Genomic DNA, 19,182 nt, shown 5'->3' with positions numbered 1-19,182 from the left:
CCGCGCGACGCTTCAGCCTGGCAACCCGAGAATCGCCTCGGCGAACGCCTGCGGCGCTTCCTGAGGGAAATTGTGGCCGACCCCGGCCACCACCTGGCGTCGATAGGGCCCGTTGAAGTGCCGCGCCGAGCGATCTTCCTGAGAAGGCGGGCCCACGCCGTCATCGGCGCCCTCGAGCACTACGCTGGGTACGCCTATCATCGGTTGAGTCGCCAGTTGCGCCTGAATCTGCGCATAGGCCGGGTCCCCGGGCACCAGGCCGAAGCGATGGCGGTAGGAGTGGGTGACCACGTCGACGAAATCCGGATTGGCGAAGGCGGCTGCGCTGGCCTGATATTGCTCGTCGCTGAAATTCCAGCTCGGCGACCACAATTGCCACAGCAGTCGGCAGAACGCTTCGCGGTTCTGTGCCAGGCCGTCGTAGCCGCGCTGGCCATGCAGGTAGTACTGGTACCAGAGCCGATGCTCGGCCTCTGGCGCTTGCGGCTGGCCGGCGCTGGCGATGTCCTGGATGTTGTAGCCCGCCCCGCAACTGACCAGCCCGCTGACCCGCTCGGGCCACAACGCCGCCACCACGCAGGCAGCGCGGCCGCCCCAGTCATAGCCGGCGAGGGTCGCGCGAGGGATGTTCAGGGCGTCGAGAAAGGCCAGCAGGTCGGCACCCAACGCTGCTTGTTCGCCGGAGCGCGGTGTGCCGGGGTCGAGGAAGCGGGTGTCGCCGTAGCCGCGCAGGCAGGGGATCAGGCAGCGCCGCCCGGCTGCGGTCAGGCGCGGCGCCACGGCGCTGAAGGCATGCACGTCGTAGGGGAAACCGTGCAACAACACCACCGGTTCGCCGTCGACGGGCCCAGTGTCCAGGTAGGCGATCTGCAAGACGCCGGCGGTGATCTGCTGCATGGCGGGTATCCGGGTGGCCAGTGGTCCTGAATCTGACCGTGGACGGGGATGAAAATGCATTTTTGCAGTTCGCTTGCCACCTTGGCTCGGCCGACCCCTCAGCTCTCCTGGGTCGCCACCACCAACCGCCCGCGCACTCTTCCCGCCAGCAAGTCATCCGCTGCGCCGATCGCCTGGTCCAGGCCGATCTCCCGGGTCAGGCTGTCGAGCAGGCTGAAGTCCAGTTGTTCGGCCAGGCGCGCCCAGGCACTGACCCGCTCGGCGTAGGGGCGGGTCACGCTGTTGATGCCCAGCAGGCTGACGCCACGCAGGATGAAAGGCGCCACCGAACCCGGGAAATCCATGCCCTGGGCCAGGCCGCAGGCGGCGACCCAGCCGTCGCTGTGGGTCTGGGCGCAGACGTTGGCCAGGGTATGGCTGCCCACCGAGTCCACCGCCGCCGCCCAGCGCTCCTTGCCCAGCGCCCGTCCGGGCTCGGACAGGCTGGCACGGTCGATCACTTCACTGGCGCCCAGGCGCTGCAGGTGCTCGCTTTCCTGCGGTCGGCCGGTGGCGGCGATCACCTGGTAGCCAGCGGCCGCCAGCAGGGCAATGGCGATGCTGCCCACGCCGCCATTGGCTCCGGTGACCAGCACCGGCCCGGCCTGGGGCCGCAAACCGGCACGTTCCAGGGCGATGATGCAGAGCATCGAGGTGTAGCCCGCCGTGCCGATGGCCATGGCTTGGCGGGCGCTGATGCCCGCGGGCAGGGGGATCAGCCAGTCGGCCTTGACCCGGGCCTTGCCGGCCAGGCCGCCCCAGTGGCTCTCGCCGACGCCCCAGCCGTTGAGCAGTACCGCGTCGCCAGGCGCGTAGCGCGGGTCGCTGCTGTGCTCGACGATGCCGGCCAGGTCGATGCCGGGGACCAATGGCAGGATCCTGGCAATCGGGCTGCGGCCGGTGATGGCCAGGGCGTCCTTGTAGTTCAGGGTGCTGTAGTCGACGCGTACGGTGACTTCGCCTTGCGGCAGCTGGGCGTCGTCCAGCCGGGTGAGGGTGCTGCGCGTGGATTTGTCGCCGGGGTTGGCGGGGTCAGCTTTGTCGATGACGATGGCATTGAACATGTGGGCTCCTTTCAGACCGATCGACCTGGGCTGGAGCATAAGGCTTTGTCGTGGCTGGCGCACCTGTGGGCGGCCTCGCCGACAGCGGCGGCGCGGCGTTCATTGGCGGGCTGGTCGGGGACTCATGAGGCGGCCTGACACACCCGGTCCACCGCGCGGCGGCGGTGCACCACGGTGTCCACATCCGGCAGCGGCGGGCTGTCCATGCGCTGCAGTTCGTCGAGGTAGTGCAGCCCCCGCAACGTCAGGCTCAGGCGGGTCTTGCCCGGGTGCTGGCGCACCGGGCGTGCGGCAACCAGGCCGCTGTACACGCAGGCGCGCAGCAAGCCCTCGTCGTCACTGCCAAACGCCAGCCAGCGTTGCTCGGCGATCAGCGTCAGGATTCTCAGGTGGTCCTCGCGGTAGTGCGACATCAGCGTTTTCCTTGGCTACGGGTGCCACTCAAGCCTGGGCGCAGCATGCCTGCCGGCGCCGGCGAATACTATGGCCAATCTCCTACAGGCTGTAATCCATCGCCCTGGATCGCCTCATAAAGGCGCCTGGCGACCTGTGCGGCCTGCGCGGCGTCGGCGATGTTGGTGAAGCCCATCAGCAGGCCCTGCGCGGCACCCGGGCCCAGGTACCAGCGCGACAGCGGTTCGACCGCCAGGCCTGCCGCCTGGGCACGCTGCGCCAGATCGCAATCGCCTGCGGCACTGCGCAACCCGGCCACCAGGTGCATGCCGCCGGCGCCGGGGTTGAGGGCCAGCCGCTCGCCGAACTGGCGCTGCAGCGCTTGGACCAGCCATTGGCGCCTTTGTTTGTACAGCTGGCGCATTTTATTCAGATGACGGGCGAAGTGACCTTCATTGAGAAAACCGGCGACGCTGGCCTGCTGCAGGTGCGGGCTATGGTTGTGCAAGCGATCGGCCTGGTGGGCGAACGCCTGGACCTGGGCCGGGGGCACCACCAGATAGGCCAGGCGCAGGCCAGGGAACAGCACCTTGCTGAACGTGCCGGTATAGAGCACGCGACCCTGGTCATCGAGGCTCTTGAGCGCAGGCAGGGGCCTGCCCAGATAGCGGTATTCGCTGTCGTAGTCGTCTTCGATGATCCAGCTGGCTTGCCGGTTGGCCCATTCCAGCAGCGCTTGGCGCCGCGGCAGCGACAGTGACATGCCCAGCGGGCTCTGGTGGGTCGGGGTGACGACTGCGAAGCGGGCGTGCCGGGCACGGGCGATGCCTTGGGCGACGTCCAGCCCGTGCGCGTCGACGGCCACCGGCACCAGCTCGAGGCCAGCTTGGCTCAGGACCTCACGGGCCATGAAGTAGCCCGGTTCCTCCAACCAGCATTGATCACCGGGCTGCACCAGGGTGTGGCCGATCAGGTCAAGGCAAGCGCGATAGCCTGCGCAGATGAACACCTGGTCGGGGTGGCAGGCAATCCCGCGCGATATGCCCAGGTAGCCGGCGATGGCCTGGCGCAAGCCGGCATGGCCGCGCGCTTCGGGGTAGACCAGGCTGGCCGTACCGCCCTGGCGGAGCTCGCGGCCCATCACCCGGGTCCACAGCTTGCGCGGGAAGGCGTCGAGGGCCGGCAGGCCCAGTTGCAGGTCCAAGGGGCCAGCGCCGCCATGCACCGGCGGGCGTTCAGGCGCGGCAGGCGGGACGGCGGCGCGTATCGGCAGGGCAGCTGCCAGCTGCGGCGAGACTCGGGTACCGGCTGCGCCGTGACTGACCAGATAACCTTCGCCCAGCAGCAGCTGATAGGCCGCATCGACCGTGCCACGGGACAGATTGAGCTCGGCCGCCAGGGCCCGCGCCGCCGGGACGCGGTCACCCGGTTGCAGGCGACCGTCGGCGATGCTTTCACGAAAGCGCTGATACAGCTGGCGGTACAGCGGCAGTCCCTGGGCCGGGGCGATGGGTCTCAGGTGCGAGAAGGAAAGAGGCATGGCCTGGTCATTTTGTCGTTTTTTGGCTCTACAGCTTAGGCCAAGACGTGGCTAGAGTGGTGGCATTCACTTTCTATCGGAGTTTTACCATGAGCCAACTCAGACTGCCGTTCGCCACGTTGTCCCCTGCGGCCTACCAAGGCCTGATCGCTACCAATACAGCGTTGCTCGAGAGCCCCCTGGGCCTGGATCTGGTGGAGTTGGTGTTCCTGCGGGTGTCGCAGATCAACGGCTGCGCCTTCTGCCTGGGCAAGCATGCGCAAGCCCTGCGCGACTGCGAGGTGCCTCAGGCCAAGCTCGACTGCCTGGCGGGCTGGCGCGTGAGCGAGCTGTTCGACGCCCGCGAGCGAGCCGCTTTGGCGTGGGCCGAATGCCTGACCCATGTCAGCGAACAAGGCGCGCCCGACGCGCTTTATCAGCCGCTGCAGGCGCTTTTTTCCGATGTGGAGATATCCGACCTGACCCTGGCAGTGTCGTTGATCAACGCCTTCAACCGCCTGGCGGTGGGGATGAAGCTGTAACCGCAGGCCGAGTCAGCCATTGCGCCATGGCCGAGTCTTCCAGGGCGTACTCGCCCCGGCTGGCCTTCCACACCAGGTCCTTGGCGCGCAGTACCTGCAAGGCTTTCTGCACGTTGGGCGTGCTGGCCTCGGTGTCACTGCCGGCCAGCTGCAGATGCCGGCGCACATCGTCCAGGGTCTGTTCGGTGAAAGGCGAGAAGGGCTGCCGGGCCACGACCCGCTCGGCCATGACTTGCAGCACCGCACGCTGCAGCGGCGACAGCTCGTTGCAGGCACTCTCGTAGTCACTCCAGACGCCTGCCTGATGGTTCAAGGCGCCGCTGCGCAGCAGCTCGCCGAGGTTACGCGCCTCGCCCTGGCCGACGCTGACGTCCGCAACCAGCTTGCCAAGCATTTCCGGCCTGCGCCCGACCAGCTCGAAGGCATACTCCACGTCTTCGAGCGCGAACTGATTGTCAGCGGCCAGGCGGCCGTTCCACAGTTGGGTAACGAACGCGACGAAGTCGGCACCCAGCAGCGGGAACGGCGTGATGGTGGCGCCGAAGAATGGCTGGTTGCTCTTGAGCACCAGGCTGGCGAGCTTGTCGCGACTCGACCCGGTGAACACCAGACGCAAGCCGTCCGGGCGGTTGCCGCGGTTGAGCTGATCGCGCGCCGCCTTGAGGGCGAACATGGCGCTGACGCCGCTCTCGCCATTGAGGGCATGCTGGGCTTCGTCAATGATCAGCACCACCATCTGCCCCGACACTTCATGCAGCACCTCCAGCGCCTGGGCCAGGGTGGTGCCGGCAGGCAGCTGCGGCTTGCTGAAATCCCAGCTCAGGGTGCGCAGCAGGTTGATCTTGTCGATACCCGCCTTTTTCAGGGTCTTGCGCGCGCTGCTGTCGAAGGCGTTCAGCGCACTGGCGACTGCGTTGCAGATCAATAGTGCCGGGTCGACTTCGCGGTCGGCCCACAGGTCGACGTACACCGGCAGCCAGCCCTGCACCTGGCAGGCGGGGATGAGGTCATTGTTGAGGAAGGTGCTCTTGCCGGTACGCCGCGGGGCTGCCAGGAACATGCCCGAGCTGTAGTCGATAAAGGAGTCGCCGCCCAGATCACGCGCCAAAGCGTCCGCCAAGGCTGCACGCCTGAATATCCGCCGGACTATGCTCATGATGACTATCCTTGATTATCTTCAGAGGTATAAATTATACCAGAACGGATAGAATTGCTATAAAGCGATGCCCGTCAGGCTCGCGGCTGTCAATCGAGACGCTTTGCCGCAGCCTCCGTATGCCCATTCGTTGACTTGAATCAAAGGCCCGCCGCCGCTGCAGGCGAACAATGGCGCATCTGTGTCGAGTCGCCATGATGCCTGCCCACTTCGCCTTCCTTAACACATCGCTGGCCCGGGAAATCAGCCTGATCCTGGTAGTCAAGGTACTGCTGCTGTGGGGTATTCACCTGCTCTGGTTCGGCCAGGCGGCGGGCGCGGCGCACGACACCGATACCGTCGGCCGACACCTGTTCGGCGTGCCCTCCGTCTCTCTCGAGAACCCATCGAAATGATTTCCGAATCAGTCGTCGATCTCTCCCGGCTGCAGTTCGCGATGACCGCGCTGTACCACTTTCTGTTCGTGCCGCTGACCATCGGCCTGACCTTTCTGCTGGCCATCATGGAGTCGGTGTATGTCATGACCGGCAAGCAGGTCTACCAAGACATGACCCGCTTCTGGGGCAAGCTGTTCGGCATCAACTTCGCACTGGGAGTCACCACCGGACTGACCATGGAATTCCAGTTCGGCACCAACTGGTCCTACTACAGCCACTATGTGGGCGACATCTTCGGTGCACCGCTGGCCATCGAGGGCATGATGGCGTTCTTCCTCGAATCGACCTTCATCGGCCTGTTCTTCTTTGGCTGGGAGCGCCTGAGCCGGGTCCAGCACTTGGCCGTCACTTGGCTGGTGGCGCTGGGTTCGAATCTTTCGGCGCTGTGGATTCTGATCGCCAATGGCTGGATGCAGAACCCGGTGGGCGCCGAATTCAACTTCGTGACCATGCGCATGGAGTTGGCCAGTTTCAGCCAGCTGCTGCTCAATCCGGTGGCGCAGGTCAAGTTCGTGCACACGGTCGCTTCCGGCTATGTGACGGGTGCGGTGTTCGTGCTGGCGATCTCCAGCTGGTATTTGCTCAAGGGCCGCGACACCGGGTTTGCCCGGCGCTCGTTCGCCATCGCCGCCGCCTTTGGCATGGCCTCGGTGCTCTCGGTGATCGTGCTCGGCGACGAGTCCGGTTATGAGATCGGCGACGTGCAGAAGACCAAGCTGGCGGCCATCGAGGCCGAGTGGGACACCGAGCCGGCGCCGGCGGCCTTCACCTTGTTCGGGCTACCGAACCAGGCCGAGCAGCGTACCGATTACGCCGTGAAGATCCCTTACGTGATGGGCCTGATCGCCACCCGATCGCTGGACACCCCGGTGATCGGCATCAAGGACCTGGTGCGCGAGCACGAAGGGCGCATCCGCAACGGCATGCTTGCCTACGGCTTGCTCGGGCAGCTGCGCGCTGGCGACCGCAGCGAGCAGACCCTGGCCGACTTCAATGCGCGCAAGAAAGACCTGGGCTATGGCCTGTTGCTCAAGAAATACACCGACCAGGTGGTCGATGCCAGCCCGACGCAGATCCGCCAGGCAGCCCTCGATTCGATCCCCGGCGTGGCCTCGATCTTCTGGACCTTCCGCCTGATGGTGCTCAGCGGCGTGCTCATGCTGCTGCTGTTCGTCTGCGCCTTCTGGGCGTCGACGCGCAGGAACGAAATCCACAAGCGCTGGCTGCTGCGCTGGGCCCTGCTGAGCCTGCCGTTGCCCTGGGTCGGCACCCAGACAGGCTGGTTCGTTGCCGAACACGGTCGCCAGCCCTGGTCGATCGGCGAAGTACTGCCAGTGCACCTGTCGGCTTCCAGCCTCAGCTCGGCCGATGTCTGGTCCTCGCTGCTGGCACTGGTGGCGTTCTACAGCGTTCTTCTGGTGATCGAGATGTACCTGATGATCAAGTTCGCCCGGCTCGGCCCGAGCAGCCTGCACACCGGCCGTTATCATTTCGAGCAGGACCGTCCGGCCAGTCCCGTCGCCCCTGTCATGGCACTGCAAGGAGTCCGTTGATGTTCGATTACGAGAGTCTCAAGTTGATCTGGTGGGTGCTGGTTGGCGTACTGTTGATCGGCTTTGCCTTGACCGACGGCTTCGACCTGGGCGCCGCCGCGTTGCTGCCGCTGGTGGGCCGCAACGACCTCGAACGGCGGGTGGTGATCAACACCATCGCGCCGCACTGGGACGGCAATCAGGTGTGGTTGATCACCGCTGGTGGTGCGTTGTTCGCGGCCTGGCCGCTGGTCTATTCTGCGGCATTCTCGGGGCTGTACTGGGCGCTGCTGGTGGTGCTGTTCGCCCTGTTCGTGCGCCCGGTGGGGTTCGACTATCGCAGCAAGCTGATCGACCCGCGCTGGCGCCAGGGCTGGGACTGGGCCTTGTGCATCGGCGCGCTGGTGCCGGCACTGGTGTTCGGCGTGGCCTTCGGCAACCTGTTGCTGGGGCTGCCGTTCTCGTTCGACGACAGCCTGCGCAGCACCTACCACGGCTCGTTCTGGCAGTTGCTCAGCCCGTTCGGCCTGCTCGCCGGCCTGGTCAGCCTGGGCATGCTCGGCCTGCACGGCGCGACCTGGCTGATGATGCGCACCGACGGCGTGATCGCCGAGCGCTCGCGGCGCGCGGCTGGGGTACTGGCGTTGCTGTACCTGCTGGCGTTCATCGGTGCCGGCGTGTGGCTGGACCTGGGCCACATCAGCGGCCTTGTGATCAGTTCCAGCTTCGACGCCAACCTGGCGCTCAACCCGCTGGCCAAGACCGTGCAGGCGGGCAACCCGGGCTGGATGGGCAACTACGTACGCTACCCGTTGATGGCCACTGCGCCGGTCATCGGCGTGCTCGGCGGGCTGCTGGCGTTGTCCGGTGCGCTGCTGCGACAGCCGCGCACGGGCTTTCTGGGCAGTGGCCTGGCCATCATCGGCACCCTGTGCACGGCAGGCTTCGCGCTGTTTCCGTTCGTCATGCCGTCGAGCCTGGACCCCGCTTCGAGCCTGACCCTGTATGACGCGGTGTCGAGCCGCATGACCCTGGGCATCATGCTGGTGGCAGCGGCGATCTTTGTGCCGTTGATCCTCGGCTACACGTTGTGGTGCTACGCGAAGATGTGGGGCAGGGTGACCACGGCCCAGATCGCCAGCAACCCCCACGGCCTTTACTGACCCCTTCACAGAGGAATGACCGCATGTGGTATTTCGCCTGGATTCTTGGCGTGCTGCTCGCTTGCAGCTTGGGCATCATCAACGCGCTGTGGCTGGAAGCCTCGGGCGCTCTTGAGGAGGGTCGCAGCGATGCACGTTGAGCGCCTGGGCAGCCTGCGCCGGCCGCCGAGCCGCTGGCTGTCGCTGGCTTTGGTGGTGCCGCTGAGCCTGATCCTGTTGTTGCAACCGCTGTTGTTGCTCGACGCCGCTGGGGGCTACAGCCACGCCACGCTGATGCTGATCCTGTGGGGCGTGGCGGCAGGTTATGTACACGGGCTGGGCTTCGACCCGCAGGCGTTGGGCTGGCGGGTGCTGTTGCACCCGCTGTTGGCCTGGGGGTTGATGGGGCTGGGTTATGGGGTGCTGTTTGGATGACTGACCGCAAGCCCGGTTGCGGGCCTAGACCCGGAAATGCTTGACCATCGTGTTCAACTCATACGCCAGCCCGGCCAGCGACTGCGAGGCGGCGGTGGTCTGGTTCGAGCCTTCGGCCGACTGGATCGACAGCTCGCGGATGTTCAGCAGGTTCTGGTCCACCGCCCGGGCCACGTGGGCCTGTTCCTCGGCGGCGCAGGTGATGACCAGGTTGCGGTCGTTGATCTCGTCGTTGGCCGCGACGATCTCGGTCAGTGCCGCCTTGGCCAATTCGGCCAGGGCCAGGGTCTCGCGGGTCATGTTGCTGCTGTTGGCCATGGTGCCGACCACGCTGCTGGTGCCGCTCTGGATGGCACCGATCATCTGCTCGATCTCGCGGGTCGACTCGGCGGTGCGGTGGGCGAGGGCGCGTACCTCATCGGCGACCACGGCGAAACCGCGGCCGGCTTCCCCGGCCCGCGCGGCCTCGATGGCGGCATTGAGCGCCAGCAGGTTGGTCTGTTCGGCGATGGTGCGTATGACGTCAAGCACCTTGCCGATCCCCTGCGCCTGGTCGGCCAGGCCGCCCACCTGCTCGGAGCTGACCTGTACGCCGCGGGTCAGGGCCTCAATGGCGTCGAGCGCCTCGCTCATGCGCTGTTGGCCGTTGAGGGCGACGCTGCGCGACTGCTGCGACAAGTCGGAGGTCGACGCCGCATTGCGCGCGACTTCCTCGATGGCCGAGGTCATCTCGGTAACGGCGGTGGCCGCCTGTTCGATCTCGCTGTGCTGGGCCTGGAGGTCGCGGCTGCCTTCGGCGGTCACGGCATTGAGCTGCTCGGCGGCGGACGCCAGCTGGTTCGAGGAGCCGGTGATCTGCTTGAGGGTCTGCACCAGGCTGTCGCGCATGATTTCCTGGGCCTTGAGCAAGCGCGTGGCCTCGTCGTTGCCGGTGGGATTGATCGGGTGGGTGAGGTCGCCCTTGGCGATGGTTTCGGCGGCGTGCAGCGCTTCATTGAGCGGCACCGTGATACTGCGGGTCAGCAGCCAGGCCACCAGCACCGTGCCGATGGCAACCAGGGCGATCACCAGGGCGATGCCCTTGATCGCCTGGTCATAGGCGCTCACCGACTGCTCGCCGGCCTGGGCGGCGCCCTTGTTGGCCAGGTCGATCAGCTGATCGAAGTTCTTCGTCATCTGGTCATAGGTTTCGTGGATGGTCATCAGGAAGGCGCGTGCGCCGACCTTGTCGCCGGCCCGCGACAGCCGCAGGATCTCCAGGTGATTGTTGGCGTAGACGTCCAGGCTCTGGTTGAACGCGGCCAGCCGCGCCTGCTCCTCGGCGCCGTGCAACAGGGCGCCGTACTGCGCGAGTTGTTCCTTGACCGCCTTCAGGCGCCCGGCGGACTTGTCCTCGTACACCTGCATCTCGGCGTCCGAAGGCGACAGGATGTGCTGCATTTCGCCGAGTCGGAAGCGGTCGAGCGAGGCATTGGCGCTGGCCAGCAGGCGGATGCGCTGCAGCCAGTTGTCCTGGATATCGGCGGCCTGGGTCTGCACGTCGTGGATCTGCTTGAGGGCGAACAGCCCGAGAAACACGCTCAGCAGGGCGATGGCGGCGAAGCCGATGAAGGCTCGCGAGGCGATCCGGATATTTCTCAGGAACATGGTGGGCGGCTCTCGACAGGATGAAGTGCAACTGCACCCGGTCAAGGCAATGAGCGTGTGCAGGCCTGCTTTTCAATCGGCCAAGGCGAGCAAATCTTGAATGGTGTGTCCAGCGTCAGGGGGCAAACCGGCCTTGCGGCCGGTCTGGCTGTCCTTCAGAAAATGAACTTCAGCAGTGCGATCACCACCACCAGGCCGATCAGGAAGATGATGCCGACTGTGCTACCGAGGAACTTCAACATAGATACGCTCACATCCTAGGGTTGGTAAAGCTCTAGACCTTGGGCGGCGCCAGTGGTTTCCTTGCCAGGCCCGCTATCAGTGCGCGTCGGGCGACGGCTGCTGCGGCGCCTGCGCCTTGCGCATCAGCGGCACCAGGCAAGTGGCGATGACGAAGCAGACCATGATCGACAGGAAGGCGTCGGCATAGGTCAGCGTCTGCGCCTCGCGCCAGGTCAGCGCCCACAGTTGTTGCACGGCGACCTGGCTGGCGTCCAGGCTGTTCTGGCCGAGCGCCTGGGCCCTGTCGGTCAGCTGCTCGAGCCAGCTGTTCATGGCTTCGTTGCGAATGTTCAGGTGCTCGGCCAGGCGCAGAAAATGCAGGTTGCTGCGGTCATTGAGCACCGTGGCGCAGGCGGCGATGCCAATCGCGCCGCCAAGGTTGCGCATGAGGTTGAACAGCCCCGAGGCCAATTTGAGCCGCTGCGGGGCCAGTGAACCCAGGGTCAGGGTGACCACCGGCGGCACCGCCATCTGCTGGGCGAAACCGCGGATGGCCTGGGGCAGCAGCAATTCCCTGGCGCCCCAGTCGTGAGTGATCGGCGAGAAGTCCCACATCGACAAGGCAAACAACGACAGGCCGAACATCAGAATCCAGCGCAGATCGAAACGGTTGGCCAGCAGCGCATAGACCGGAATCGCCAGCAGCTGGAACACCCCGGTAGAGAACACCGCCAAGCCGATGTCCAACGAGCCGTAGCCGCGTACCCGCCCAAGAAACAGCGGCGTCAGGTAGATGGTGGCGAAGATGCCGATGCCGGTGATGAACGAAAACAGGCAGCCGAGGGCGAAGTTGCGTTCGCGCAATGCGCGCAGGTCAACGATCGGTTCCTTGATTTCCAGGCAGCGCCAGATGAACAGTACGCCGCTGACTCCGGCGATCCACGCCGTGCTGGCGATGGTGCGGTCGCTGAACCAGTTCCAGCGCGGGCCTTCCTCCAGGGTGTATTCCAGGCAGCCGAGGAACACCGCCATCAGCAGCATGCCGAGGTAATCGGCGCCCTTGAGCAGGGCCGGGTTGGGGCGGTCGATCTTGACCATCAGCGGCACCGCGACGGTGACGAACAGCCCCGGCAGCAGGTTGATGTAGAACAGCCAGTGCCACGAGGAGATGTCGGTGATCCAGCCGCCCACGGCCGGGCCCAGGGTCGGCGCCAGCGAGGCGATGGCGCCGATGGTGGAGGCGGCGATGACCCGCTGCTTGCCGTTGAAATACATGAAGGCCGTAGTAAACACCAGGGGAATCATCGAGCCGCCGAGAAAGCCCTGCAGGGCGCGGAAGGCAATCATGCTCTGGATGTTCCAGGCCAGCGCGCAGAGCAGGCTGGTCAGGGTAAAGCCGGCGGCCGACAGGGCGAACAGCCAGCGCGTGCTCATCACTCGCGACAGCCAGCCGGACATGGGAATGACGATGATCTCGGCGATCAGGTAGGCGGTCTGCACCCAGGCGGTGTCGTCGGCTCCGGCCGATAGGCCGCCGCCGATGTCTTTGAGCGAAGCCGAGACGATCTGGATATCGATCAGGGCGATGAACATGCCCACGCACATGCAGGCAAAGGCGCTGACTTTCTGCCGAGTGCTGAGGCTGGCCAGCGAGCCGCTCATGGCCGCGCCGCCAACGCCGGGGCCGGCGGCTCGGGGGCTTGGCGCGTGTCGATTTCGGTGACCACCGAAAGGCCCGGGCGCAGCGCGCCGAAATCGGCGTCGCCGCTGTCCAGGCGCACCCGCACCGGCACCCGCTGGACGATCTTGGTGAAGTTGCCGGTGGCGTTCTCCGGCGGCAGCACGCTGAACTGGGCGCCGGTGGCCGGGGCCAGGCTCTCGACGGTGCCGTGAAATTCGCGCCCGGGCAGGATGTCCGCGCTCACCTGCACCCGCTGGCCCACGTGCATGCGCGCCAGTTGATCCTCCTTGAAGTTGGCGTCCACCCACAGGCCTCTGGCGGGCACCACCGAGATCAACTGGCTGCCGGCGGCGGCGTAGATGCCGACTCGCACGCGGCGGTTGCCGACGTAACCATCGACGGGGGCGCGCAGCTCGGTGTAGCCGAGATTCAGCTGGGCCTGGTCGCGGTCGGCCTGGGCCTGTTGCAGGGCCGCCCGGGCCTGGCCGCGCTGGCTGTCGATGACGTCCAGTTGGCGCCGCGCGGCCAGCAGGCCGGCCTCGGCACGGGCATGGTCGGCGCGCGCGGTCTTCCAGGTGGCCTCGACCCGTTGCGCGCTTTCCACCGACACCGCCTGGCTGCGCACCAGGTTCTGGTAGCGCGTGTGGTCGTCGCTTGCACGCTGGCTCTCGGCGTCGCTGGCGTCGATCTGTGCGCGCGCCTGGTTGATCATCGCCCGTTGCAGCTGCTCGGTGGCGTCGAGGTTGACCAGTGTCGCCTGCTGCGCGGCCACCGCACCGTCGGCCTTGGCCAGCGCGGCGCGGTAGTCGCGCACGTCGATACGCGCCAGCAGGTCGCCGGCCTTGACGAACTGGTTGTCCTGTACCGCCACCTCGCTAATGTAGCCGGGCACCTTGGCGCTGATGACCGTGACATCGGCGCCAACGTAGGCGTCGTCGGTGTCCTCGATGAATCGCCCGGCGCTCCACCAGTGGCTGGCATAGAGGGCGGCGCCGATCACGGCGACCGCCAGCAGGCTGAGCCGCAGGAGCTTCTTGCGCCTGGCAGATGGCGTGGCGGCGGCGGTGGTCGGCGCAGCAGGACTGGCTTGAGCGTCCATGGAAGGTGGCCTCGGGGCTGACGGGTTATCAGGGTTGATTGGGGAAGGGGCTGACCAGATCGTCGTGCCGGCGGTGGGCCTGGCCGGCCTCGATGCGCCACAAGGTCATCGGGTCGGCGTCGCTGCGGGCATGCACGCGGTGGTTCTGCGCGGTGATGCGCTTGCCGGTGTTGGCGTCCATCAGCGCCAGGTCGACTGGGCGGCCGGTGTGTTGGTCGGCGAGAAAGACCTTCTGCGAACCCTTCGAATGGCGTGCACCCCAGGCCATCAGGGTCAGGATCACCTGGCGCAGATCGCGGCCTGCTTCGGTGAGCTGGTATTCGTGGCGCGGTGGGTTGTCCTGATAGGGCTGGCGCTCCAGCAGGCCATTGGCGACCAAATCGTTAAGCCGCCGGGTAAGGGTGTTCGAGGCAATGCCCAGGCTATGTCTGAAGTCGTCGAAGCGGCGCAGGCCGTAGAACGCATCGCGCAGGATCAACAGGCTCCAGCCGTCGCCGATGTGTTCCAGGGCCCGTGCCACGGGGCAGGGCATGGCTTGGAAGCTGGCGCGTTTCATGGCGAGTCTCCGCAGTGATCGCTAGGGATGATGGTCATAATATTACATGGTTAATTTCATCATGGAAGCGACTTATGCAGGGGCCCGACCGGCGTAGGGCGTTCCAGGTTGGCGTAGGAGCCGGCGCAGCTGGCGAGGGCATCATCTCGGTGGCCGGGTGGATCATCTGACGGTATCGCAGGCCATGGCCAACCAAGCCTGGCGTTCGGTGTTGCTTCGCTCGCCAGCTTCGCCGGCTCCTACGCGACCTGGGGGCAGGAGGGGAGATGGGGGGATTGGTGGCTGGCGTTATGAGTGAATCTGATAATTAGCTTATATTTAAATGTGCTTTCTAAATATACAATGAGGCGCTTAGGCTGCCTGCTGAATGCCATCCAGCACCAGGAGCAATGTCCGATGAGCAGCGTCGCCGCTATCAATGTCCAGTCCACGAACGTGCGTGAGCGCGTCAGCCCCGCAGAATGGCAGGTGCGGGTCAAGCTCGCCGCGGCCTACCGGCTGGCGGCTCTGTTTCGCTGGACCGACCATATCTACACGCATTTTTCCGCGCGGGTGCCGGGGCCTGAGGAGCATTTTCTGATCAACCCGTTCGGCCTGCTGTTCGACGAGATCCAGGCGTCGAACCTGGTCAAGGTCGCGCTCGACGGCAGCATCCTCGATGACCCGTCGGGGATGGGTATCAACCCGGCTGGCTACACCATCCACAGCGCCATCCACGCAGCCCGCCCAGACCTGCACGCGGTGTTGCACACCCATACCCGCGACGGCATCGCCGTGTCGGCGCAACTGCGCGGGCTGCTGCCGATCTCCCAGCACGCGATCGCCTTTTCCGGTCGGGTCGCCTACCACGGCTACGAAGGCATCGCCCTGGACCTGGACGAGCGCGAGCGGCTGGTCGAGGACCTGGGCGACAAGAGTGTGATGATCCTGCGCAACCATGGCCTGCTCACCGGCGGGGTCAGCATCGAACATGCCTTTCAGCAGCTGCAGAGCCTGGAGCGCGCCTGCAATATCCAGATTGCGGCGCAGGCAGCAGGCAACGAGCAACTGCTGTTCCCGCCAGCCGAGGTGGTGGCCAAGGTCGAGCAACAGGCCCGGCGTCATGCCGAGGGCACCGGGCCAGGGGTGGCGCGGCACTGGGACGCCTTGATCCGTCAGCTTGAGCGAGTGGACGTCGAGTACAAGGTGTAAAGGTCGGATGCTGCGCGCCCCTGCCACGCTGACTGTGGCAGAGGGAGCAGCGCCCGGCGGCCGTCAGTGCACTTCGGCGACCTTGGCCGTCTCGTTGAAACTGGCATCGAAACCCTGCGACACGTCCACCGGCTTGGCCAGTATCCCTTCGGCACGATACAGGTCGGCGGTCTGCTGCAAGCCCTTGACCACGCTGGCGTCGATGGCCACCCGTTGCATGTGGGTGTTCTTCGCTGCCGCCACCTGGATCGCCACGGGCAGGCCGGTGACCTTGGCCATGGCCGTGGCGTATTCCTCAGGATGACCATTGACCCACTGAAAGGCCCGGTCGACCCGCGCGACGAAATCGTCCAGTTGCGCACGCTTGCCGGCAATCGCCTGGCTGGTGGCCGCCAGGTACAGGTGGTTGCTCAGCAGCTTGGCACCGCTGACCAGCACCCGCTCCTGGCCCTGGGCGGTGGCCACGGTCGTGTAGGGGTCCCAGGTCGACCAGGCATCGACGCTGCCGTTTTCCAGCACCGCGCGCGACTCGCTGGGCATCAGGTAGACGAAGTTGACGTCGTGGCTGGTCAGGCCTGCCTCCTGCAACGCCTTGATCACCAGCAGGTGGCCGATCGAGCCCTTGGTGGTGACGATGCGCTTGCCCTTGAGGTCGCTGACCTGCTCGATGGGCGAGTCCTTGGGCACCAGCAATGCAGTGGTGTAGCGCCCCTCCATGTGGGTGATGCTGACGACTTTCAGCGGCGCGCCCGCGCCCAGGGCAAACACGTAAGGCGCATCCCCCAGCGCGCCGACGTCCACCGCACCGGCATTCAGCGCCTCACCCAGCGGTGCGGCGGCGGGGAACTCGGAGAAATCGATGGCATAGGGCACGTCCTTCAATTCGCCGGAGACTTGCAGCAGGACTTTGATGGTCGACTTCTGGTTGGCGACCTTCAGCGGCGCCAATGCCTGGGCCTGGGCAGCGAGGCTGAACAGGCTGGCGCCCTGCAGCAGGGCGAGCAGGGCTGCGGCGTGCAGCGAGCGGAGTTTGAACATGGTGAGTTTCCACAGCAATGGTGAGTTTTCACAAGAGAGGTGCGGCGGGCCGCAGTTGGCCCGGTGCGAGAGCCACCCACGGCGCTTTCGATCAGGCCACGCGCGCCTGGCGCTGGGCGACCAGTTCACGGGTGCGCGGGATCAGCTCGCGGCCGTAATCGATGGCGTCCTGCAGCGGGTCGAAGCCGCGAATCAGGAAGGTGGTGATGCCCAGGTCGTAGTAGTCGAGCAAGGCCTCGGCGACCTGCTCGGGCGTACCGACCAAGGCCGTCGAGTTACCCTGGGCGCCCAGCAGGCCGGCGATACCGGTCCACAGCCGCTTGTCCAGGCGGGAGCCTTGCGCTGCGGCGGCGAGCAAGCGCCGCGATCCTTCGTTGGGCGGTTCGCGACGGACGAAGCCGCGCGCCTCGGCCAGCTCGGTCGCCTTTGCCAGGATGCTCTCGGCGCGGGCCCAGGCTTGCTCTTCGGTGGCGGCCAGGATCGGCCGCAGCGACAGACTGAAGCGCACTTGCCGACCATGCCGAGCGGCCTCGGCGCGTACCCGCTGGACCAGATCGCGGACCTGATCATAGGTTTCGCCCCACAGGGCATAGACATCGGCATGCTTGCCGGCCACTGCGAGCGCTGCCTGGGAGGCTCCGCCGAAATACAGCGGGATCGGCCTGGCGCTTTTTACCAGCGAATGCGCGCCCTCGACCTGGTAGTACTGGCCTTGATAGTCGAAGGGCTGTTCGCTGGTCCATTCCTGGCGCAGCACCGTCAGGTACTCGTCGGTGCGCGCGTAGCGCTGGTCCTTGTCCAGGTAGCTGCCGTCGCCGCGCAGTTCGCGGTCGTCGCCCCCGGTGATGATGTGTACTGCAGTGCGCCCGCCGTTGAAGGTGTCGAGCGTGGCGAATTGCCGGGCAGCCACGGTCGGCGCAACGAAGCCGGGCCGGTGGGCGATCAGGAACTGCAGCGTGCGGGTGACGCTGGCGGCGTGGCTGGCAATCAAGGTGCTGTCCGGGCTGTTGCTGTGGAACGCCACCAGGGCACGGTCGAACCCGGCTTCTTCATGGGCGCGAGCGCTGCGTTCGACATAGTCGGGTTGCAGCACGGGGCCTGAGCGCGGATGAATTTCGGAGCTGTGGTGGCCGGCGATGAAGCCGATGAATTCGACGCTCATGGTGAGGTTCCCTGTCATGGATTGGCGAATCGGGAGGCCTCCGCCGGGCAGGGGGTCGGTCTGTGACGTTGACCATAAAGGTCGCGGCCGGTGCTGTGAAATTCGATTTTTGTCTATGGTAAGACTTGAAAGTCATGCATATAAGCACGGTAATAAATTAATTAAAGTCATAGTAAGGCCGTCGGGAACGGTGGTGATCGTGTTCCCGAGCGAGCTCGGTCCTACAGGCTGATCACCATCCGCTCCTGCGGGCCGCTGCCCGCGCCCTTGTAGGCGGTGACTTCGATCTCGAACAGGTACTCGGGGCCACCCAGTGGTGAGCAGGTCACGCAATGGGCGTGGTCGATGCCGCGAAAGCGCTCACCGATGAAGGCCATGACGGCTGGCACGTCGGCCTGGTCTGGAATGAAGATGCGTGAGCGAACCACGTCGCTCAGCTGCGAACCGACCGCCTTGAGAGCGCCTTCGACATTGCGCAAGGCGTTTTCCGCCTGGCCGACTGCGGTGTCCGGCATGACCCGGCTTTTGTAGTCGCGCCCGGAGGTCAAGGACATGAAGATCCAGTTGTCGACGACCACCGCGCGGGAGAAGCTTTCCTTCTCTTCGAGGATGCTGCCGGATTTCAATTTGCTGATCTGGGCCATGGGTGGCGGGGTCCTTTCGGTTTAGTGGGTCAGGGAAGGTTGATCAGTGCCAGGCGATCTTCTTCATGAAGGCCTGGGTGCGAGAATGCTGCGGTGCATCGAAAATCTGCTCGGGTGGCCCGATCTCGACGATGCGACCCTGGTCCATCATCGCCACCTGGTCGGAGACTTCGCGCACGAAGCGCATTTCGTGGGAGACGATGAGCATGGTCATGCCCTCATTGGCCAAGGTGCGGATGGTGTCGAGTACCTCGCCGACCAGCTCGGGGTCGAGCGCCGAGGTTACTTCGTCGAGCAACAGGATGTGCGGGTGCAGGGCCAGTGCGCGGCTGATCGCCACACGCTGCTGCTGGCCGCCGGAAAGCTGTGCCGGGTAGACCTCGGCCTTGCTCGCAAGGCCGACCTTGGCCAGCAGCGCTAGGGCCTCCTCGCGCACCTTGATGGGGTTGCGCTTCTGTACCTTGAGCGGCGTCACCATTACGTTCTGCAGCACGCTCATGTTGTGGAACAGGTTGTATTGCTGAAAGACGATGGCCATCTTCTCGCGGGCGCTGCGCAGACTCCCTGGCGACTGGTAATCGATGGCCTGCGCGTCCAGATCGATGCTGCCCTGATCAGGCCGGGTCAGGCCCATGATCACCCGCAGCAGGGTGCTCTTGCCCGAGCCGGAGCCGCCGATCAGGCTGACCACCTGGCCCTTTTCCAAACTCAGGTTGATCCCGTCGAGCACCTTCAACTGGCCGTACGAGCAGGAAAGATTGTTGACTTGCAGATGCGCCATGCGGG

General features: G+C 65.6%; 19 protein-coding genes and 2 pseudogenes. 7 read left to right on the top strand and 14 right to left on the bottom strand.

Features of this window, described 5'->3' with window-relative positions; translation table 11 throughout:
- Nucleotides 1-12: 12 nt before the first annotated feature.
- The 4 genes from SFA35_RS14380 to SFA35_RS14365 all read right to left on the bottom strand — a co-directional run bounded on the left by SFA35_RS14380 (nt 13) and on the right by SFA35_RS14365 (nt 3,933).
- Nucleotides 13-897 carry an alpha/beta hydrolase gene (locus SFA35_RS14380; protein WP_320571212.1) on the bottom strand — a complete coding sequence of 295 codons (885 nt, stop codon included), beginning with the start codon at nt 895-897 and terminating at the stop codon, nt 13-15.
- Nucleotides 898-995: 98 nt separating this feature from the next.
- On the bottom strand, nt 996-2,000 hold the full coding sequence (locus SFA35_RS14375) for an MDR family oxidoreductase (RefSeq protein WP_320571211.1): 1,005 nt from the start codon (nt 1,998-2,000) through the stop codon (nt 996-998).
- A 122-nt stretch (nt 2,001-2,122) separates the two neighbouring features.
- A complete protein-coding gene (locus SFA35_RS14370) occupies nt 2,123-2,413 on the bottom strand; it encodes a hypothetical protein (RefSeq protein ID WP_320571210.1) in 291 nt (96 codons plus the stop codon).
- 68 nt (nt 2,414-2,481) lie between these two features.
- Nucleotides 2,482-3,933 (bottom strand): PLP-dependent aminotransferase family protein, encoded by a 1,452-nt coding sequence (locus SFA35_RS14365; RefSeq protein WP_320571209.1) that lies wholly within the window; start codon nt 3,931-3,933, stop codon nt 2,482-2,484.
- A gap of 89 nt (nt 3,934-4,022) precedes the next feature.
- Here SFA35_RS14365 and SFA35_RS14360 point away from each other — a divergent pair, with 89 nt between their 5' ends.
- Entirely contained in the window at nt 4,023-4,454 is a 432-nt protein-coding gene (locus SFA35_RS14360; protein WP_320571208.1) for a carboxymuconolactone decarboxylase family protein, read from the top strand.
- Here SFA35_RS14360 and SFA35_RS14355 read toward each other — a convergent pair.
- The gene (locus tag SFA35_RS14355; protein ID WP_320571207.1) at nt 4,423-5,610 is read right to left on the bottom strand and encodes a hypothetical protein; all 1,188 of its coding nucleotides are present in this window, start codon (nt 5,608-5,610) and stop codon (nt 4,423-4,425) included. The two genes, SFA35_RS14360 and SFA35_RS14355, sit on opposite strands and share 32 nt — an antisense overlap.
- A gap of 194 nt (nt 5,611-5,804) precedes the next feature.
- Here SFA35_RS14355 and cydP point away from each other — a divergent pair, with 194 nt between their 5' ends.
- Genes cydP through SFA35_RS14330 form a run of 5 tightly spaced genes read left to right on the top strand, consistent with a single transcriptional unit; the run spans nt 5,805 to nt 9,156 of the window.
- On the top strand, nt 5,805-6,005 hold the full coding sequence (gene cydP, locus SFA35_RS14350) for a cytochrome oxidase putative small subunit CydP (RefSeq protein WP_320571206.1): 201 nt from the start codon (nt 5,805-5,807) through the stop codon (nt 6,003-6,005).
- Complete coding sequence (locus SFA35_RS14345; RefSeq protein ID WP_320571205.1) at nt 6,002-7,600, top strand: cytochrome ubiquinol oxidase subunit I; 1,599 nt, start codon at nt 6,002-6,004, stop codon at nt 7,598-7,600. Before cydP ends, SFA35_RS14345 begins: the two co-directional genes overlap by 4 nt.
- Nucleotides 7,600-8,742, top strand: coding sequence for a cytochrome d ubiquinol oxidase subunit II (cydB, locus tag SFA35_RS14340; RefSeq protein WP_320571204.1), 1,143 nt, complete (start codon nt 7,600-7,602; stop codon nt 8,740-8,742). Before SFA35_RS14345 ends, cydB begins: the two co-directional genes overlap by 1 nt.
- A 23-nt stretch (nt 8,743-8,765) precedes the next feature.
- Complete coding sequence (cydX, locus tag SFA35_RS14335) at nt 8,766-8,882, top strand: cytochrome bd-I oxidase subunit CydX (protein ID WP_320571203.1); 117 nt, start codon at nt 8,766-8,768, stop codon at nt 8,880-8,882.
- On the top strand, nt 8,872-9,156 hold the full coding sequence (locus SFA35_RS14330) for a cyd operon YbgE family protein (RefSeq protein WP_320571202.1): 285 nt from the start codon (nt 8,872-8,874) through the stop codon (nt 9,154-9,156). The genes cydX and SFA35_RS14330 overlap by 11 nt, the downstream gene beginning before the upstream one ends.
- 24 nt (nt 9,157-9,180) lie before the next feature.
- Here the strand turns inward: SFA35_RS14330 and SFA35_RS26750 are convergent.
- The 5 genes and pseudogenes from SFA35_RS26750 to SFA35_RS14310 form a co-directional block, all read right to left on the bottom strand.
- Nucleotides 9,181-10,122, bottom strand: a pseudogene (locus SFA35_RS26750) (methyl-accepting chemotaxis protein); the annotation flags it as partial.
- 192 nt (nt 10,123-10,314) lie between these two features.
- Nucleotides 10,315-10,803, bottom strand: a pseudogene (locus SFA35_RS26745) (MCP four helix bundle domain-containing protein); the annotation flags it as partial.
- Nucleotides 10,804-11,121: 318 nt separating this feature from the next.
- Nucleotides 11,122-12,687 (bottom strand): DHA2 family efflux MFS transporter permease subunit, encoded by a 1,566-nt coding sequence (locus SFA35_RS14320; protein ID WP_320571200.1) that lies wholly within the window; start codon nt 12,685-12,687, stop codon nt 11,122-11,124.
- On the bottom strand, nt 12,684-13,805 hold the full coding sequence (locus tag SFA35_RS14315) for an HlyD family secretion protein (protein ID WP_320571199.1): 1,122 nt from the start codon (nt 13,803-13,805) through the stop codon (nt 12,684-12,686). Before SFA35_RS14315 ends, SFA35_RS14320 begins: the two co-directional genes overlap by 4 nt.
- A 28-nt stretch (nt 13,806-13,833) precedes the next feature.
- Nucleotides 13,834-14,361 (bottom strand): helix-turn-helix domain-containing protein, encoded by a 528-nt coding sequence (locus SFA35_RS14310; protein ID WP_320571198.1) that lies wholly within the window; start codon nt 14,359-14,361, stop codon nt 13,834-13,836.
- A 396-nt stretch (nt 14,362-14,757) separates the two neighbouring features.
- On the opposite strand from SFA35_RS14310, the gene SFA35_RS14305 reads away from it, so the two are divergent.
- Entirely contained in the window at nt 14,758-15,552 is a 795-nt protein-coding gene (locus SFA35_RS14305) for a class II aldolase/adducin family protein (RefSeq protein WP_320571197.1), read from the top strand.
- 63 nt (nt 15,553-15,615) lie between these two features.
- Here SFA35_RS14305 and SFA35_RS14300 read toward each other — a convergent pair whose 3' ends face one another.
- The 4 genes from SFA35_RS14300 to SFA35_RS14285 all read right to left on the bottom strand — a co-directional run bounded on the left by SFA35_RS14300 (nt 15,616) and on the right by SFA35_RS14285 (nt 19,177).
- Nucleotides 15,616-16,590 (bottom strand): ABC transporter substrate-binding protein, encoded by a 975-nt coding sequence (locus SFA35_RS14300; protein WP_320571196.1) that lies wholly within the window; start codon nt 16,588-16,590, stop codon nt 15,616-15,618.
- A 91-nt stretch (nt 16,591-16,681) separates the two neighbouring features.
- On the bottom strand, nt 16,682-17,752 hold the full coding sequence (locus SFA35_RS14295) for an LLM class flavin-dependent oxidoreductase (RefSeq protein WP_320571195.1): 1,071 nt from the start codon (nt 17,750-17,752) through the stop codon (nt 16,682-16,684).
- Between the two features lie 221 nt (nt 17,753-17,973).
- On the bottom strand, nt 17,974-18,396 hold the full coding sequence (locus SFA35_RS14290) for a RidA family protein (RefSeq protein WP_320571194.1): 423 nt from the start codon (nt 18,394-18,396) through the stop codon (nt 17,974-17,976).
- A gap of 43 nt (nt 18,397-18,439) precedes the next feature.
- Nucleotides 18,440-19,177, bottom strand: coding sequence for an amino acid ABC transporter ATP-binding protein (locus SFA35_RS14285; protein WP_320571193.1), 738 nt, complete (start codon nt 19,175-19,177; stop codon nt 18,440-18,442).
- Nucleotides 19,178-19,182 lie beyond the last annotated feature (5 nt).

This window comes from Pseudomonas sp. HR96, assembly GCF_034059295.1.
In the GTDB taxonomy this organism is placed as follows: domain Bacteria; phylum Pseudomonadota; class Gammaproteobacteria; order Pseudomonadales; family Pseudomonadaceae; genus Aquipseudomonas.
Note: the sequence above shows the minus strand (reverse complement) of the source record. Positions and strands in the feature narration are given on the sequence as shown.

Excerpts from the sequence above, each read along its gene's own strand:
- SFA35_RS14380 (WP_320571212.1), bottom strand. The coding sequence starts at position 897 with ATGCAGCAGATCACCGCCGGCGTCTTGCAGATCGCCTACCTGGACACT.
- SFA35_RS14375 (WP_320571211.1), bottom strand. The coding sequence starts at position 2,000 with ATGTTCAATGCCATCGTCATCGACAAAGCTGACCCCGCCAACCCCGGC.
- SFA35_RS14370 (WP_320571210.1), bottom strand. The coding sequence starts at position 2,413 with ATGTCGCACTACCGCGAGGACCACCTGAGAATCCTGACGCTGATCGCC.
- SFA35_RS14365 (WP_320571209.1), bottom strand. The coding sequence starts at position 3,933 with ATGCCTCTTTCCTTCTCGCACCTGAGACCCATCGCCCCGGCCCAGGGA.
- SFA35_RS14360 (WP_320571208.1), top strand. The coding sequence starts at position 4,023 with ATGAGCCAACTCAGACTGCCGTTCGCCACGTTGTCCCCTGCGGCCTAC.
- SFA35_RS14355 (WP_320571207.1), bottom strand. The coding sequence starts at position 5,610 with ATGAGCATAGTCCGGCGGATATTCAGGCGTGCAGCCTTGGCGGACGCT.
- cydP (WP_320571206.1), top strand. The coding sequence starts at position 5,805 with ATGATGCCTGCCCACTTCGCCTTCCTTAACACATCGCTGGCCCGGGAA.
- SFA35_RS14345 (WP_320571205.1), top strand. The coding sequence starts at position 6,002 with ATGATTTCCGAATCAGTCGTCGATCTCTCCCGGCTGCAGTTCGCGATG.
- cydB (WP_320571204.1), top strand. The coding sequence starts at position 7,600 with ATGTTCGATTACGAGAGTCTCAAGTTGATCTGGTGGGTGCTGGTTGGC.
- cydX (WP_320571203.1), top strand. The coding sequence starts at position 8,766 with ATGTGGTATTTCGCCTGGATTCTTGGCGTGCTGCTCGCTTGCAGCTTG.
- SFA35_RS14330 (WP_320571202.1), top strand. The coding sequence starts at position 8,872 with ATGCACGTTGAGCGCCTGGGCAGCCTGCGCCGGCCGCCGAGCCGCTGG.
- SFA35_RS14320 (WP_320571200.1), bottom strand. The coding sequence starts at position 12,687 with ATGAGCGGCTCGCTGGCCAGCCTCAGCACTCGGCAGAAAGTCAGCGCC.
- SFA35_RS14315 (WP_320571199.1), bottom strand. The coding sequence starts at position 13,805 with ATGGACGCTCAAGCCAGTCCTGCTGCGCCGACCACCGCCGCCGCCACG.
- SFA35_RS14310 (WP_320571198.1), bottom strand. The coding sequence starts at position 14,361 with ATGAAACGCGCCAGCTTCCAAGCCATGCCCTGCCCCGTGGCACGGGCC.
- SFA35_RS14305 (WP_320571197.1), top strand. The coding sequence starts at position 14,758 with ATGAGCAGCGTCGCCGCTATCAATGTCCAGTCCACGAACGTGCGTGAG.
- SFA35_RS14300 (WP_320571196.1), bottom strand. The coding sequence starts at position 16,590 with ATGTTCAAACTCCGCTCGCTGCACGCCGCAGCCCTGCTCGCCCTGCTG.
- SFA35_RS14295 (WP_320571195.1), bottom strand. The coding sequence starts at position 17,752 with ATGAGCGTCGAATTCATCGGCTTCATCGCCGGCCACCACAGCTCCGAA.
- SFA35_RS14290 (WP_320571194.1), bottom strand. The coding sequence starts at position 18,396 with ATGGCCCAGATCAGCAAATTGAAATCCGGCAGCATCCTCGAAGAGAAG.
- SFA35_RS14285 (WP_320571193.1), bottom strand. The coding sequence starts at position 19,177 with ATGGCGCATCTGCAAGTCAACAATCTTTCCTGCTCGTACGGCCAGTTG.